This is a genomic window from Anabaena sp. UHCC 0253 (genome assembly GCF_009712085.1).
Taxonomy (GTDB): Bacteria; Cyanobacteriota; Cyanobacteriia; order Cyanobacteriales; family Nostocaceae; genus Dolichospermum.
In genome coordinates this window covers 801,743-817,471 of the sequence record NZ_VILD01000002.1, presented here as the reverse complement: position 1 = coordinate 817,471, position 15,729 = coordinate 801,743, and the positions used below count along the sequence as shown (strand labels likewise).

Here is a 15,729-nt window from a genome sequence, read left to right as displayed (position 1 = left end):
TAGGTAATGCACGTATTAAACCAATTTTTGCAGCGATACCTGCGGTGGGCGTAGCGATCGCCACAATCCTGTTTGCAAAAGTTTAAACTTTGGTGTTTTCTGGTGGATCAAATTTATAACCATAACCCCGCACCGTTTTAATAAACTCCGGCATACTAGAATCAACTTCCATTTTCTTCCGCAACTGACCAATATGGACATCCACAACTCGTCCATCTCCCACATAGTCACAACCCCAAATCTTTTGGATCAGTTGAGCGCGACTCCAGGCTTGTCCAGGATGGTTAGCCAAAAAATGTAAGATATTAAACTCTAAGGCTGTTAATGCTAAAGGTTTATCATTGAGCGTTACCTCTCGCGCCTCTGAGTTAATCGCTAACTGGTTAAAAGTGAGTCTTTGAGAAGAATGGGGCTGAATATAGCGGACACGCCTTAACAGGGCTTCTACCCTGACTTCCACCTCGGCTAGACTAAATGGTTTAGTTAAAAAATCATCCGCACCAGCCGCCAGGACTTTAATTTTATCCGCTTCATCATTGCGACTAGTGAGCATCATTACTAAAACATTGGTACGACTCTGCATTTCTTGGCAAAGTTTATAACCATTTGCATCTGGTAAATTCCAGTCTAGAATCACTAACGCAGGATTCATTTTATCAAATAACGCCATGGCGTTTTTACCATCCGCTGCTGACTCTATTTGATATTTCCGACTTAAAAAACGCTGAATGAGGTTGCGGACACTGAAATCGTCATCAACAACCAGAATCTTAGGATTAGTTGTAGGCAGGTTATCCATAATGCAATCTATTGTTATTTTGGCAATTTGCTGTAGCGATAGATGCTGGTTAAGTTAGGTTCTTAAAGGTGAATTTACTCTCCATTCCTTGTCAATTAGCTATTTCAGGCAGAATGTAGGAAAAAAGGTACTTGTAGTGTATTTACTTGTGTGATTTAAAGAAAATAAACTAATTAACTGTATCCACTGAGATTGACTATGACCCTGACTCGTTTTGAAGATATGTGTCGTATGTATGTACACTAAATTTTCCATGAAGTTTATGCAAACTTTAGATATTTTACTCTTTAAAAAGAGTATAAGTAATGTACAATTTTGGTATTTTTTCAAGATTTTTTAGTATAAATTCAGATATATAACCGAAAATAAGGTAAAAAAGTTTTTTGTGTTCTTCTTGGCACTACACTACCAGTAGAATTTCAATAATTGACAATTGACAATTAATTACCTTACTCTGGAAATGTGATGATTGAGAAAGAAGAATTTTTTGGCTTTTTTCTGCGTTCGGAGTTTCTCAGGGGTTGATATATTTTTAATATCAGGAAATACCCGACTTCTCTAAAAAATCGGGTATGTTGTTGTGTAAATTAAATTGAGGATTGCTACAACAATCCTACACCTAAGTATTAATACTGAGGAACAGAAGCATCTACTTCTTGACTCCAAGCATTAATTCCCCCTTTTACATTTGTGCCAGTAATTCCCGCTTCCTTGAGAATACCCAAGGCTTTTGCAGAACGTCCACCCATTTTACAATGAGCAATTAAACGGTGTCCGTTGAGTAATTCTTTTACCTTAGCCACACCATCACCATTTTCAATATCTGGCAATGGTACTAACACTGAACCCGGAATTTTAGCAATTTCATACTCATGAGGATTACGCACATCTAGCAGCACAAAGTCCTTTGCACCACTATCTAATAATGTCTTCAATTCCTTCACGGTCATTTCTTGAATTTCCATCTGCTGTTTCGCTTCTTCTGCTTGAGCTTGGGGAATACCACAGAATTGTTCGTAATCTATGAGCTTGTCAATAATTGGACGGATAGGATTAGGACGCAGTTTCAACTCCCGGAATTTCATATCCAAGGCATTGTAAAGCACCAGTCTACCACTGAGGGTAGTACCATTACCCAGGATAATTTTCACGGTTTCTGTGGCTTGAATAATCCCAATCATCCCTGGTAAAATTCCCAGCACACCACCTTCTGCACAAGAAGGAACCATTCCTGGTGGTGGGGGTTCTGGATATAAATCCCGATAGTTGGGACCACCTTCATAATTAAAGACGGTTGCTTGTCCTTCAAAACGGAAGATAGAACCGTAAACGTTAGGTTTATCTAACAATACGCAAGCGTCATTGACTAAATACCGAGTTGGGAAGTTATCAGTTCCATCAACAACGATATCGTAAGGACGAATAATATCGAGGGCGTTTTCTGAACTCAGACGAGTTTCATGCAAATCAACCTGACAATGGGGGTTAATTTCATGAATCCGGTTTTTTGCTGATTCGATTTTCGGTTTACCTACCCAAGATGTTCCATGAATAACTTGACGTTGCAGGTTGGAGGTATCCACAATATCAAAATCAACAATACCAATTCTGCCTATACCTGCGGCTGCAAGATATAACAGTAATGGTGAACCTAGTCCACCTGTACCAATACACAATACACTGGCGGCTTTTAGGCGTTTTTGTCCTTCCACTCCCACTTCTGGCAAAATTAAGTGGCGGGAATAACGTTCGTAGTCGTCTTTTGTCAACTGGATTTCATCCAGATTGGGATTTAGCATAGCAGTTGTATGAATCAGCGCGGAGTATTAATGTTAACTTAAAATTGCTAATTTTATTAGTTTAATTGTCTCGATTTGAAACTGGTGGTTGTCATCAAGAATCCTGCTTTGCAGTTCACCAGGTTGATTATTTTGTACGGATATTATCACATAAGAGTATTTTGGACAAGGACATATCCTATTTATTTTATAGCAATTTGATCTCCTAGCTTTGGCTAAACCAAATCATTTTTCTCATTTAGCCAAATAGTTGCCAAAATGGGGATTTTCACCCCTCTCTACTAGCTACCTATATTCCTCAACGCAGACCAACTACTAGCAATAGGCATTCTCCAACCAGTCCCAAAAGCGCGGTCAGTAATTTTTAATCCCGGTGCAGCTTGTCTGCGTTTAAATTCCGCACGAGATAATAATTGTAATACCCTATCCACAATTGCCGGTTCATGACCTGCGCTAATAATTTGTGCTGCTGATTGATGTTGATGAATCAAACGGTCGAGAATATCATCTAAAATTTCATAAGGTGGTAAAGAATCTTGGTCAACTTGACCAGGTTTAAGTTCCGCACTAGGCGCTTTAGTGAGAATATTTTCGGGAATAACTTCTTTTTGTTGATGAGAATTTAACCATTTACAGATAGAATAAACGCGGGTTTTCGGAACATCAGCAATAACCGCTAAACCACCATTCATATCACCATAAAGAGTACAATAACCAACTGCAACTTCTGATTTATTGCCAGTAGATAAAAGCAAATAACCGAACTTATTAGAAATTGCCATTAATAAATTACCACGAATGCGAGATTGCAGATTTTCTTCCGCAATCCCAAATTCTGTGCCGGCAAATAACTCACCAAGAGAGTTATCAAAACTTTGCATTAATTCCCCAATGGGTAAAATCTGGGTTTGAATATCTAAATTTGCTGCTAATGCTAAAGCATCACTAATAGAATGTTCAGAACTATAGGGAGAAGGCATTAACACACCAATCACATTTTCTTTCCCTAATGCGGCAGTCGCAATAGCCGCAACCAAAGCAGAATCTACTCCCCCACTTAAACCCAACAATACTTTAGAAAAGCGACATTTACCAACATAATCTTTTACTCCCAAAACTAAAGCATTCCAAATTTCCTCATCTTCAGATTCATTAGCAGGAGAAATATCAGCTAATTCTAAATCTTGTTTATCGGTATTAAATTCAACAGTCAGAAAATCAGAAACAAAACCCTTAGCCCGACAAACAATTTCACCTTGTTTATTTAAAGCAAAACTCCGTCCATCAAAAATCAAATCATCATTTCCACCAACTTGATTAGTATAAATAAGAGGCTGTTGGAAATTAGCAGCAGTATGTTTTAACATCGCTTCTCGCAGATGTTGCTTACCAACGGTATAGGGTGAAGCGGATAAATTCACAATTAAATCTACACCCAAATTTGCTAAATCAGCAATAGGATTAACTGCGTAACTCCGCTTACCCCAAAATTCCTCATCATTCCATAAATCTTCGCAAATTGTCACACCAATATTGAGATCATCTAATTTAAAATAATTGGCTTCTAGTCCTGGTTCAAAATAGCGTTTTTCATCAAAAACATCGTAAGTTGGTAATAACCTTTTATGGAAAATTTGTTGAATGTTTCCTGATGTTAATAAAGCAATACTATTAAATAAATTTTTCTCTCCAGTAATATGTGCTTGGGAATTTTTAGCAACCGTTCCCACTAATACAGCTAAATCTTCTGGTAAATCTTTGGCTAATTTTTGCAATGTCTGATCTATTGCATTTATAAAACTAGGATTTAGTAATAAATCTCTGGGTGGATAACCACAAATAGATAACTCAGGTGTTAATAATAAACGCACACCCGTTGACGCTGCTGCTTGTGCCATTTCCAGGATTTTTTGGGCATTTCCTGTTAAATCACCAATAATAGGATTAATTTGAGCGATCGCGATTTTCATAATTTATCTGCGTTTATTTGCGTTCATCTGCGTTTAATTATTCTTCCTTAAATAAACACCAACGGTTTATCTTTAAATGGTGCAAAAGCTTCCTTATCAAACTTATACAAACTCGCAGGACGACCTGCACCTCGTGATACTTTAATTCCAGTATCTGACAGAAAACCTAACTTGAGTAACCGCGCTCGAAAATTAGAATAATCTGCAAAATTTTCGCCTAAAACGGTGGTATATAGTTGATACAAATCGTTTAAAGTAAAAGTTTCTGGTAAGACTTCAAAAGCTACAGGACTATACTCTAATTTGTTTTTTAATCTTCTATGTCCATAGGTGATAATTTCATTGTGGTCAAATGCTAATTGGGGTAATTGTTTAACAGGATACCAAGCAATACCAGCGACTTTATCAGCAATTAATTCTGCTTCTTCAAACCTGACTAAAGCAAAATAACTAACTGATAAATAACGGACTCCATAACTATCAATTTCTTCTCTAGGATCACGATTTGGACCACCAAAAGTATAAAGTTGTTCTAAATAAAGATTATTCACCTTTATTTTCTCAGCCATAATCCGATAAGCAGCATCTTCTAAAGATTCTCCTTGACGGACTAAAGTACCGGGAAGACTCCAATAATTTAAAAATGGTTCTTGCTGTCGCATGACTAAGAGAACTAACAGCCGATTTTGGGCAGTATCTACAGAAAAAATTACATTATCAACACCAACTTTAAAGTCAGCTAAAGGTTGTTGATTTATGGAATTTAGAATCTTTTTTGGGTTACGTATTGGCATTCGTACAAATGCTGTTGATGAATATAATCAAGTACAGGAGGTGTGAGAGTATTAGTATCTCCTTGTTCACGAAAAGCGGTCGAGGAAACATCTAAACCAATTAAATTAGCAATGGCAATTTTTCCTCCTATTTGTTTAACTTTTTCTAAACTAGCATTATCTATTACATATCCTGGTCTGGGAATGACCAGTAATTGCACTTGTTGTAATAAATGTTGAACGTGATACCAACGCGGTAATTGATTGACTAAATCAGCACCAATTACTAAAGTATATTCAATATTTTCACCCCATTTAAATTTGGCTTTACCTACAGTTTCTAGAGTTTTCCAACTACTTAAATCCTGTTCTAAGGCAATATTTTGGTTGGCGACATTGATATCTTTAATTAACAGTTCTAACATTGCTGCCCGATGTGGTAAAGGCGTTTGCTGGGATTTTAAAGGATTATCCGCAGCCCACACAGCCACCCAATCATAATGTTTAGATAACCACTTGAGAATTATTAAATGTCCAGCAGTTGGAGGATCTGCACTTGTCCCAAACAAAGCAATTTTCATGATTTTTGAGGCTTATTTGCTCATTAATTTGATTTACATAACTAACGCAAAATATCTTTAAAACTCTCTTATCTATCCCTAACGGGACGCTTCGCGAACGTTTACTTCGTTCCTATGCCTTCGGCACGCTTCGCGAACGTGGTTTATTTTCTTTTCGTTTTTTCTGTCAATTTCTGTAATGATTCGGAAATTTCAATTTTGACAGAAATGGGATTTTCTAATCTGCGTGTTTCTTCAGATAAACTAGCAACTGAAGCCTTAGTGCGTTGACGAATCATTGTTAAAGTTTCTGGAGATTGTAATTGTTTACCATCTTTCATTACTAACTGTAATAATGGTTTTTCATTTTCAGAATTTTCAGCTATTAAGCCCAATCTATCTTTCTCTAATTTACCTGCTGTAAATGAGCGAAAAATTTGTTTTTTACCTGGATAAGTGAATTTACCACTTGACTCTTTCATGACGGGGATTCCATCAATATCCACAAGTTTATAAACTCCATTTACTGGTGAACCTGTAACTAATTTTGTTCCTAATCCATAACTATCAATTTCTGCTCCTTCTTTTCTCATTCTACTAATTTCCCATTCATCTAAATCGCCACTAGCAAATATTGAAATATTCGGTAAGAGCGATCGCACTTGTTTTGATAAACTGACTAAATCTCCAGAATCTAACCTGACTCCAGATAATTCCATTTTGCCAGAATTCACCTTTTCTGCTAATTTCTCCGCAGCCGCAACCGTGTCATAAGTATCAATTAATAAGGGCGCACCGGGAAAATATTGATGAAATGCTGTAAAAGCTTGTTCTTCGCTCCCTTCTAAAGCTGATAAAGCCATGACTAAAGCGTGTGCCATTGTACCACTTGGTTTTTGTCCTAGCTGTAGCGCAGCTAACACATTAGAGGTGGCATCTAAACCACCAGCTAAAGCCGCCCGTGCCGCCCAAAGAGAGGCTTGGGGGCTAAAAGCTCTTCGCGTCCCAAATTCTAAAAGAGTAGCTTTTTCACCCGCTATATCCCGTAATCTTGCGGCTCTAGTGGCAATTAATGTTTGATAATTAAGAGTATTTAAAAGATATGTTTCTACTATCTGCGCTTGCCATAATGGTGCTTCTATTCTCAACAGGGGTTCATTTGCAAATACCGCTGTTCCTTCAGGAATAGCCCATACATCTCCAGTAAAACAACCTTCCCGCAAAAGTTGCCAAAAACCCGGATTTGCATGGGAAAAAATGCCCGTTTTTTGCAAAGCTACAATTTGCAATTCATTAAATCTGAATTTAGTCAAATATTCCAAAGCTTGCGCTAAACCCATTGCTATTAAATAGCCAAAACCATCAGGTAAGCGTCTGACAAATAACTCAAAACTGGATGGCTTTTGTTCTATACCTTCACCCACATAACAAGCTGTCATTGTGAGTTGATACAAATCCGTTAGCAAGCTATAGTCCTCAGAACTGAGATTTAGTTCGGGATTTTGAGAGCTTTTCTTTTCATAGTTTATATCTGGGAAAGTTGTCATCTGAGATTCCCCCTACCAAAAATGCTTCTTCATTTATGGTAAATCTTACCATAAATAATGTCAAGTCTTAGTTAATAAATAGTGGTAAATTCCCCAAAAGCCTATATTGACAAGGGTATTAAGATATTTTTTTAATTATTTTACATTTCTTAATAGTAAAACCTATAATTTTGTTCTCAAAAACCCGATTATAATTTTTCAGTTACAATTAGAATTAAAGAGAAAAGTTAGAAAAATCTTGATTATAAAGTATTGCAAAGTTATCTAAAAAATATTGTGTTGAGTATAGATATATGGAGAATATGAGCAGATAGCTAATCATCGTATTAAAGTATAGATATCACCGATTAAAAACCTGAAAAAAGGGGCTTTAAGATTATGGCTATTTACAGAATGGTTGCTAATATGGCTCAATTTATTTCTGAAGGCTTTATGCGGATTTTCACCCCTACTAATGATGCCTATCCTGTGATTGGGGTGCAACCTTTTACAGGTAATCTATATAAAAGAGGTAGAGCAGCTTGGTAGGTATTGACTTCGTAAAACTTAAGCTACTTTTAAATAATCAGAATAGGGATACTGTCAAACTTTTGATGTGTCCCTATTTTTTATTATTTAACCCTAAACAGGTTTGTAGTGAGGACTTTAGTCCTCATTTAAAGGCTGAAGCCCTTACTACCAAATTATCTCAATATTTTTTACATTACTTAATCTAAGTTGATTTATTTTTGTCTAGTTACTAAACTATGGAACGAGTGATCAAAAGTGGAATTGGCTGGCGAATAGGTTGGAATCCAGACGCACCAGAATTTAAAGGACTAATTGGTACAGAAGATTGGGCAATAGAATTGACAGAAGCTGAATTAAACGAATTTTGTCGCCTTCTTCATCAGCTTGCAGATACAATGAAGCACCTAGCGACAGAATTAATGGCAGAGGAAAAAATTGCCTGTGAAGCCGAAAGCAACTTACTATGGATGGAAGTAGAAGGTTATCCCCATGCCTACAATCTGCGCTTCATTCTCAATACAGGACGTGGAACAGAAGGTGCATGGGCAGCCGCTGCTGTAACTGAGTTATTGCAAGCAACAAGAATGCTCAAAGTTTTTTGAAAAACCCCTTGCTATTTTCCCGAAACTTGTGATATCTTTGTAAGAGTGACTGAATTAATTTTAGATGCACAAATTTGGAAAATCCCCAACTCCAGAATTCTAAAGTTACCAGTTTGCATTTACGGGGCGTAGCGCAGCTTGGTAGCGCGCCACTTTGGGGTAGTGGAGGTCGTGGGTTCGAATCCCGCCGCTCCGATTTTATTAATTTTCGATTTTATTGACCAAAAACATCTCAATTGTGGCAATCTGAGAAGCAGAACCCTTGCAATTTGATATTTTAGCTACAGAAAATCTACCAGTTTAGATTATGCAAACTCTGCCAACTCTTGAAACTAATAAGACCACATCTAGTCAACCAGCCTTTGACACCACCATCAAACGTCGCAAAACCCGTCCTGTAAAAATCGGAGATGTCACCATTGGGGGAGGATACCCAGTAGTGGTACAGTCAATGATTAATGAAGACACCCTAGATATAGATGGTTCAGTTGCGGGTATTCGTCGTCTCCATGAAATAGGCTGCGAAATTGTCCGCGTTACAGTCCCCAGTCTTGGACACGCTAAAGCTTTAGCGGAAATCAAACAAAAATTAATCAAAACTTACCGTGATGTGCCAATTGTCGCCGATGTCCATCACAACGGGATGAAAATTGCCTTAGAAGTTGCCAAACATATCGAAAAAGTCCGAATTAATCCAGGATTGTATGTATTTGAAAAACCAAATACCAGCCGCACCGAATATACAAAAGCTGAATTTGATGAAATTGGCGAAAAAATCCGCGAAACCTTAGCACCGCTGGTAATTTCCTTGCGTGATCAAGGTAAAGCCATGCGAATTGGCGTCAATCATGGTTCTTTAGCCGAAAGAATGCTATTTACCTATGGTGATACTCCAGAAGGAATGGTGGAATCAGCTATAGAATTTATTCGTATTTGTGAATCTTTGGATTTTCACAATGTGGTAATTTCCATGAAAGCCTCACGAGTTCCGGTTATGGTGGCTGCATATCGTCTCATGGCCAAACGCATGGATGATTTGGGTATGGATTATCCTCTACATTTAGGCGTAACAGAAGCAGGTGATGGTGAATATGGCAGAATCAAATCTACTGCCGGTATTGCCACATTACTAGCTGACGGCATTGGTGATACAATCCGCGTATCTTTGACAGAAGCACCAGAAAAGGAAATTCCGGTTTGTTACAGCATTCTCCAAGCTTTGGGTTTGCGGAAAACAATGGTTGAGTATGTTGCGTGTCCTTCTTGTGGACGGACTTTATTTAATCTAGAGGAAGTGCTGCACGTAGTCCGAGAAGCCACTAAACACTTGACTGGTTTAGATATCGCTGTCATGGGTTGTATCGTCAATGGTCCAGGAGAAATGGCAGATGCTGACTATGGCTATGTTGGTAAAACCCCTGGTTATATTTCCTTGTATCGTGGACGGGAAGAAATTAAAAAAGTCCCAGAAACACAAGGTGTAGAGGAATTAATCAACCTCATTAAAGCCGACGGACGTTGGGTTGATCCATAAATCAGGTGATTGGTGATAGGTGACAGGTGACAGGTGACAGGGAGTAGGGGAAAGAATTTCCTAATGACAACGGACAACTGACGACTGACAACGGACAACTGACGACTAACAACTGACAACTGACAAATTACCCATTACTAATTACCCATTACCAATCACCAATCCCTGTGTTAGATTGAGCATACTTGATATATATTTTTTCATTAACATAACCGTCATTATGGTAATTACAAAAAGTAAGCTGGTTTTAAGTGCTACGGTAGTAACGCTTTCGACGATCGCTGTTACTAGTCTTGGTATTCACTCAAGTGGTCAAGCTTTATTTCAAGATAGTCACAAGGATTTAGTTGATGAAGTTTGGCAAATTATTTACTACCGATATGTAGATGGCACTTTTAATCAAGTAGATTGGCAAGCTGTTCGTAAAGAATATTTAAGCAAGTCTTATACTGATAAAAAAGAAGCTTATACGTCCATTCGGGAAATGCTCAAAAAGCTGGAAGATCCTTACACCCGCTTCATGGACCCAGATGAATTCAAGAATATGCAAGTTGATACTTCTGGAGAACTTACAGGTATTGGTATCACTATCAGTCAGGATGAAAAAACCAAACAATTGGTTGTTATTGCCCCCATTGAAGATACACCTGCATTTAAAGCAGGTATTTTAGCTAAAGATGCCATTATCGAAATTGATGGCAAAAGTACCAAAGGCATGGATACTAATGATGCAGTATCCCTCATTCGTGGTGAAGCAGGAAGTCGGGTGAAGCTGACAATTCTGCGGAATGGGCAGAAAAAACTCTTTAATATCCAACGAGCGCGAATTGAAATCCATCCTGTCCGCTATTCGGAAAAGAACACCCCAGCGGGTAATATTGGCTATATTCGTTTAAATCAATTCAGTGCTAATGCTAGTAAGGAAATGAAAGATGCTATTAAAAAGTTAGAAGCTAAGAAGGTTTCTGGATATGTTTTAGATTTGCGTGGTAATCCTGGCGGACTACTATACTCAAGTATAGAAATTGCCCAAATGTGGATGGATAAAGGAACGATTGTCTTTACGATTGATCGTCAAGGTAGTCAAGATAAACAAGTTGCCAATGGTTCAGCTTTGACTAATAAACCGTTGATGATCTTAGTGGATAAAGGTTCAGCTAGTGCTAGTGAAATTCTTTCGGGTGCGTTACAAGATAATAAACGTGCGACTTTAATTGGAGATCAGACTTTTGGGAAGGGTTTAGTACAATCGGTGCAACCTCTAAAATCTGGTGCCGGTTTGGCTGTAACGATCGCTAAATATCATACTCCTAGTGGTAAAGATATTAATAAACATGGTATTGACCCAGATATAAAAGTGGAATTGACTGATGCCCAACGACAAGATTTATGGCTGCGTGAACGGGATAAGCTAGGTACTCTTGAAGATCCCCAATTTGCCAAAGCTGTGGAATTGTTAGGTAAACAAGCTTCTCAAAACACCAATCCAATTAAGAAAAATTAAGAAGGAGTCACAGCAGTAGGGGCGCAGGGTCTGCGCCCAGCTAGGAGTCATTAAACAGTCACTGGTTGACGAACTTCCACTGCTTCTCCAGTTAAGCTAAAAGCACGAACTTCGGTAATTTTCACTTCGACTATTTGCCCTTTTAGTTGATGAATATCACCAGTAAAGAAAGTGAGACGATTACCACCAGTGCGTCCCATGACCTGAGTTTTATCTTTGCTGTTTTGATCTTCTACTAATACTTTTTCAGTGCGTCCCAAGTAACGCTGCGATCGCTCGGCTGCTTTGATATTAACTAAATGATTTAATCTTTGCAATCTGTCGCTTTTGACTTCTTCACTTAATTGATGATCCCACAAAGCCGCAGGTGTTCCAGGACGGGGTGAATAAGCAGCAGTATTCAACAAATCAAAACCGATATCTTCTACTAATTTCAAAGTATTTTCAAATTGTGCCTCTGTCTCACCAGGAAACCCCACAATCGCATCCGCACTAATAGAAGCATCCGGCATATATCGCCTAATAGTATCAATAATCCGGCGATATTTTTCGTGAGTATAACCTCTTGACATGGCTTTTAAAAGCTCATTATCGCCAGATTGAAAGGGAATATGGAAATGTTCACAAACCTTTGGTAACTCGGCACAAGCTTTAATCAATCTTTCCGTAAAATAACGGGGATGACTGGTAGCAAATCTAATTCTCTCAATCCCTGGCACATCATGAACATAATAAAGTAAATCTGTCAATGTGTGCAGGTGACGACCTTCTGGGGTAGAACCAGGTAAATCTCGCCCGTAAGCGTCAATATTTTGACCCAGAAGCGTAATTTCTTTGTAGCCTTGTTTTCCTAGCTGTTCGATTTCCGCACGAATAGATTCTGGTGTGCGGGACTGTTCCACACCACGGACGTTAGGAACTACGCAATAAGTACAACGTTCGTTGCAGCCATAAATGATATTTACCCACGCTGTGACTTGACTATCTCGACGGGGTTGGGTGATATCTTCAAAAATGTGAACTTCTTCAGTAGCAACAACTTGATTACCCTCAAAAACAGACTCTAGTAAGTCCTTGAGACGGTTAGCGTGTTGAGGACCCATCACCAAATCCAATTCTGGTACACGCCGCAGTAAAGCTTCTCCTTCTTGTTGGGCAACACAACCAGCAACAATCAGTGTTAAATCAGGTTGTTCATGCTTGCGTTTAGCTTGCCTACCTAAATAAGAATATACTTTTTGTTCTGCATTATCCCGAATGGTGCAAGTATTGTAAAGGATTACATCTGCTTGGTTTGGGTCTTCTGTCCACTCAAAGCCCATGTCTTCTAAAATACCAGCCATGCGCTCAGAGTCGGCCTTGTTCATTTGACAGCCGAAGGTAATGATGTGGTAATGGCGGTTAGTGGTCATTAGGAATTACGCTTAATTAGTAATGTATATCAAGTCTGTTTACTATCTTATTACAGACATCTGGTTTAAAAGATTTATAGGTTGAGATTATAATTATAGATTTTTTGTCTATTTTATGCAAATTATACAAAATTTATGTTTTTAGCTCTTTGGGAATCTCAACTATTGCTTTTTGAACTTACGCCAAGCATCGCATAGACATATATTCTTACTATTGAACGCTTGTAAAGAAGCATCTATTGATCTCAGTTGTGAAACAAGCAGTATTGATAACATCGGCTGTCGTCCTCTTTCCCAGTTATGAATTTAATTTTGTCTGACTAACCACTATTGACAAAATAAATATCTCTGGCTAAACTGTGCAAATGTGTGAGGAGCGAACCAAAAAAGACACCGAGACGAAACACGGCCAGTCGTCGGTGTCTTTTTTGATGTGTATGGTAAAATTTAGCTAGGAAAGTAAGAATTTTTCCATTGCTACTGCTGCTCCATCTGCTTCTACACTGGGTGCTACCCAATGAGCGATCGCTTGAACTTCTGCTGGTGCGTCACCCATTGCTACACCAATTCCCGCATAATCTAGCATTTCTACATCATTGAAATTATCACCAATAGTCATGACGTTATGGCTTTCTAGTCCTAGCATCTCTTCTGCTAGGTAACGGACAGCATTGCCTTTATTAACACAGGTATTAGCTGCTTCTAAGAAGGTAGCCACAGATGTTGTCATATATAATTCTGCCGGTGTATATTGACGACGTAAATTACCTAAAAGTTGTTGAATTAAATTTGCGTCGTTACACAAAGCTAAAACTTTTGTAGGTTCATCATTTAATACTTTACGTAAATCACCGACAGGAATCGGAGTAACACCAGAGCGTTCTGCATAAATTGCCGTTTCTTTAGTGATTTCTCGGACATACAGTTGATCGTTGATATAAAAATGGACCGAGAGGAGCGATCGCCATTGTGACTGTTCAAAATATTCTAGTAGTTGGTGGGAAATTTCCCTAGATACAGGTAAATGACGGTGAATTTTCTGCGTATTTGGATCTTGAATCCAAGCACCTTGATAAGCGACTAAAGGCAGAGTAGAGCCAATTTCCCGATGAAACCGCACAGCAGAACGATACATTCTTCCTGTGGCGATCGCTACTTGAATTCCTTGGGCTTGTACCGCAGCAATAGCTTGTTTGACAGTGACACTGACAGTATTGGAATCACCAGCAATAGTCCCATCTATATCTAAAACCAACAATTTAATCTCTTTGCCATTTTTAGTCAGATGAGCGGTTGATGTTAAAAAATTCTCTAATGGTGTCATAAGTTTTCTCGATTCCAGAGCCATAAGAACGTTACACAGTTTATTCTTTTTGAATAACTTTACCTGATGAAATGTCAAAACTAATCAACTAAGTTGTTTGTTTATACTTTACTAAAACAATATATTTGCCAAAGAGGGATTGTTGGTCAAGATACAACTAGAACCTATACGGTTAGGTTTTTCCATGAGTATTCTGTAGATATTACCAATAACTTACTTGTTTAAAGAGTTTGTGAATTAGTGGATTCACTTATAGACATCAATAGGCATACCGATCTATTACTAAATAAGTTAAGTGATGTTTTCCAAAACAAAACTAACTATACAGTTCAAGCAAATCATAGATCAAGGACAAACATCATGAAAGTCAAGAACTTATTAGTACCCGCTGTTTTAGTAGTTAGCTCAGTATTGGCAATGTCCGCATCTGCTCAAGCTGCAACATTTACAACCCAGTTCACCCAAAACAATGGTGCTAAGGGTGATACTTGGTTAAATTCTGTGACACAGAATGGCAAGACAATCAGCAACTTTTCCTTAGTTAATAGTGCTAATATAATTAGCAATGACACATGGACGCATAATAATACTGGTGCAGCAAGTACAGACAAAGGAGATAACGCATCTAATGCTATTAAGCTTTTCGGTACTGGTAGTTATGCTACCAATGAAAATCCAACAAACGCTGAAATTGCTGCATACTTGGGTAACAAGAACTTAAACAATATCATTGACACCGAAGATAATGGTGCTTTTAACATTAAAATATTCTTCGATAGCCTGATTAAAGCAGATGATTCTGGATTAGATAGTCTGTTCTTTTGGGAACGGGGTAAAAATAGTGACTTGCGAATTCGAGCTTTAGATGCGTCTGGAAATACGATTGGTAATGCTTTGAAATTATTAAGAGGGGATCAATCAGACGCTGGATATCAAATTAACACAAAAGAAATTGGCGGTTCTCAAAATGTTGGTTCATGGGGAGTTAGCCTAGCGCAGTTAGGAGTAACCCAATTAAGCGGTTTAAAATTAACAGCAAATGACAGCTTTGATGGTCCTGACTTCAAAGTTGTTGCTAGAAAAACTACTCCTGAACCTGGTGCAATGATGGGCTTAGGTGCAGTGGCTACACTCGCTTTCTTGCGTCGTCGTCAACAAAATCAAGCTGCTAACTAATAGTTAATGGGAGTGTCTGTTTACAATAGAATAGTTCCCTAATTCGGTTAATCAATTGACTTTTAATTCTCCATTTATAAACAAGCCTACATTCATCCTTGTTGATGGACACTCCCTCGCTTTTCGTTCCTACTTCGCTTTTGCTAAAGGTAGAGATGGAGGACTTCGCACACACACTGGTATTCCTACTAGTGTGTGTTTGGTTTCTTAAATGTTTGC

Annotated in this window: 13 protein-coding genes and 1 tRNA gene; 6 read left to right on the top strand and 8 right to left on the bottom strand. The window is 38.2% G+C overall.

Annotated elements, in window-relative coordinates; translation table 11 throughout:
* Positions 1 to 82: 82 nt before the first annotated feature.
* The 6 genes from FJR38_RS07930 to FJR38_RS07905 all read right to left on the bottom strand — a co-directional run bounded on the left by FJR38_RS07930 (position 83) and on the right by FJR38_RS07905 (position 7,448).
* A complete protein-coding gene (locus FJR38_RS07930) occupies positions 83 to 799 on the bottom strand; it encodes a response regulator transcription factor (protein WP_168536323.1) in 717 nt (238 codons plus the stop codon).
* Positions 800 to 1,425: 626 nt separating this feature from the next.
* On the bottom strand, positions 1,426 to 2,598 hold the full coding sequence (gene moeB, locus FJR38_RS07925) for a molybdopterin-synthase adenylyltransferase MoeB (RefSeq protein ID WP_168536321.1): 1,173 nt from the start codon (positions 2,596 to 2,598) through the stop codon (positions 1,426 to 1,428).
* Between the two features lie 281 nt (positions 2,599 to 2,879).
* Complete coding sequence (locus FJR38_RS07920) at positions 2,880 to 4,568, bottom strand: NAD+ synthase (protein ID WP_168536319.1); 1,689 nt, start codon at positions 4,566 to 4,568, stop codon at positions 2,880 to 2,882.
* A 47-nt stretch (positions 4,569 to 4,615) separates the two neighbouring features.
* Positions 4,616 to 5,362, bottom strand: a complete 747-nt coding sequence (locus FJR38_RS07915) for an NUDIX domain-containing protein (RefSeq protein ID WP_168536317.1) — start codon at positions 5,360 to 5,362, stop codon at positions 4,616 to 4,618.
* Entirely contained in the window at positions 5,332 to 5,922 is a 591-nt protein-coding gene (locus tag FJR38_RS07910; RefSeq protein ID WP_168536315.1) for a nicotinate-nucleotide adenylyltransferase, read from the bottom strand. Before FJR38_RS07910 ends, FJR38_RS07915 begins: the two co-directional genes overlap by 31 nt.
* 143 nt (positions 5,923 to 6,065) lie before the next feature.
* A complete protein-coding gene (locus FJR38_RS07905; protein WP_168536313.1) occupies positions 6,066 to 7,448 on the bottom strand; it encodes a nicotinate phosphoribosyltransferase in 1,383 nt (460 codons plus the stop codon).
* A gap of 378 nt (positions 7,449 to 7,826) precedes the next feature.
* Between FJR38_RS07905 and FJR38_RS07900 the strand changes: the two genes are divergently transcribed.
* The 5 genes from FJR38_RS07900 to ctpC all read left to right on the top strand — a co-directional run bounded on the left by FJR38_RS07900 (position 7,827) and on the right by ctpC (position 11,598).
* Positions 7,827 to 7,976, top strand: a complete 150-nt coding sequence (locus tag FJR38_RS07900) for a nicotinate phosphoribosyltransferase (RefSeq protein ID WP_168493168.1) — start codon at positions 7,827 to 7,829, stop codon at positions 7,974 to 7,976.
* A gap of 218 nt (positions 7,977 to 8,194) precedes the next feature.
* A complete protein-coding gene (locus FJR38_RS07895; protein WP_168536311.1) occupies positions 8,195 to 8,560 on the top strand; it encodes a DUF1818 family protein in 366 nt (121 codons plus the stop codon).
* Between the two features lie 122 nt (positions 8,561 to 8,682).
* A tRNA-Pro gene (locus FJR38_RS07890) sits at positions 8,683 to 8,756 on the top strand.
* A 111-nt stretch (positions 8,757 to 8,867) separates the two neighbouring features.
* The gene (gene ispG, locus FJR38_RS07885) at positions 8,868 to 10,094 is read left to right on the top strand and encodes a (E)-4-hydroxy-3-methylbut-2-enyl-diphosphate synthase (RefSeq protein ID WP_168536309.1); all 1,227 of its coding nucleotides are present in this window, start codon (positions 8,868 to 8,870) and stop codon (positions 10,092 to 10,094) included.
* Positions 10,095 to 10,314: 220 nt separating this feature from the next.
* Positions 10,315 to 11,598: a carboxyl-terminal processing protease CtpC gene (ctpC, locus tag FJR38_RS07880; protein WP_168536307.1), complete on the top strand. Its 1,284-nt coding sequence runs from the start codon at positions 10,315 to 10,317 to the stop codon at positions 11,596 to 11,598.
* A 50-nt stretch (positions 11,599 to 11,648) separates the two neighbouring features.
* Here the strand turns inward: ctpC and miaB are convergent, their stop codons facing one another.
* Complete coding sequence (gene miaB, locus FJR38_RS07875; protein WP_168493164.1) at positions 11,649 to 13,010, bottom strand: tRNA (N6-isopentenyl adenosine(37)-C2)-methylthiotransferase MiaB; 1,362 nt, start codon at positions 13,008 to 13,010, stop codon at positions 11,649 to 11,651.
* Between the two features lie 451 nt (positions 13,011 to 13,461).
* Entirely contained in the window at positions 13,462 to 14,334 is an 873-nt protein-coding gene (locus FJR38_RS07870; RefSeq protein ID WP_168493163.1) for a Cof-type HAD-IIB family hydrolase, read from the bottom strand.
* Between the two features lie 360 nt (positions 14,335 to 14,694).
* Between FJR38_RS07870 and FJR38_RS07865 the strand changes: the two genes are divergently transcribed.
* Positions 14,695 to 15,510, top strand: a complete 816-nt coding sequence (locus tag FJR38_RS07865; RefSeq protein ID WP_168536305.1) for an exosortase-dependent surface protein XDP2 — start codon at positions 14,695 to 14,697, stop codon at positions 15,508 to 15,510.
* Positions 15,511 to 15,729 lie beyond the last annotated feature (219 nt).

What these genes read in the sequence shown, in the direction of transcription:
- FJR38_RS07930 (WP_168536323.1), bottom strand. Translation starts at nt 799, where the DNA reads ATGGATAACCTGCCTACAACTAATCCTAAGATTCTGGTTGTTGATGAC.
- moeB (WP_168536321.1), bottom strand. Translation starts at nt 2,598, where the DNA reads ATGCTAAATCCCAATCTGGATGAAATCCAGTTGACAAAAGACGACTAC.
- FJR38_RS07920 (WP_168536319.1), bottom strand. Translation starts at nt 4,568, where the DNA reads ATGAAAATCGCGATCGCTCAAATTAATCCTATTATTGGTGATTTAACA.
- FJR38_RS07915 (WP_168536317.1), bottom strand. Translation starts at nt 5,362, where the DNA reads ATGCCAATACGTAACCCAAAAAAGATTCTAAATTCCATAAATCAACAA.
- FJR38_RS07910 (WP_168536315.1), bottom strand. Translation starts at nt 5,922, where the DNA reads ATGAAAATTGCTTTGTTTGGGACAAGTGCAGATCCTCCAACTGCTGGA.
- FJR38_RS07905 (WP_168536313.1), bottom strand. Translation starts at nt 7,448, where the DNA reads ATGACAACTTTCCCAGATATAAACTATGAAAAGAAAAGCTCTCAAAAT.
- FJR38_RS07900 (WP_168493168.1), top strand. Translation starts at nt 7,827, where the DNA reads ATGGCTATTTACAGAATGGTTGCTAATATGGCTCAATTTATTTCTGAA.
- FJR38_RS07895 (WP_168536311.1), top strand. Translation starts at nt 8,195, where the DNA reads ATGGAACGAGTGATCAAAAGTGGAATTGGCTGGCGAATAGGTTGGAAT.
- ispG (WP_168536309.1), top strand. Translation starts at nt 8,868, where the DNA reads ATGCAAACTCTGCCAACTCTTGAAACTAATAAGACCACATCTAGTCAA.
- ctpC (WP_168536307.1), top strand. Translation starts at nt 10,315, where the DNA reads ATGGTAATTACAAAAAGTAAGCTGGTTTTAAGTGCTACGGTAGTAACG.
- miaB (WP_168493164.1), bottom strand. Translation starts at nt 13,010, where the DNA reads ATGACCACTAACCGCCATTACCACATCATTACCTTCGGCTGTCAAATG.
- FJR38_RS07870 (WP_168493163.1), bottom strand. Translation starts at nt 14,334, where the DNA reads ATGACACCATTAGAGAATTTTTTAACATCAACCGCTCATCTGACTAAA.
- FJR38_RS07865 (WP_168536305.1), top strand. Translation starts at nt 14,695, where the DNA reads ATGAAAGTCAAGAACTTATTAGTACCCGCTGTTTTAGTAGTTAGCTCA.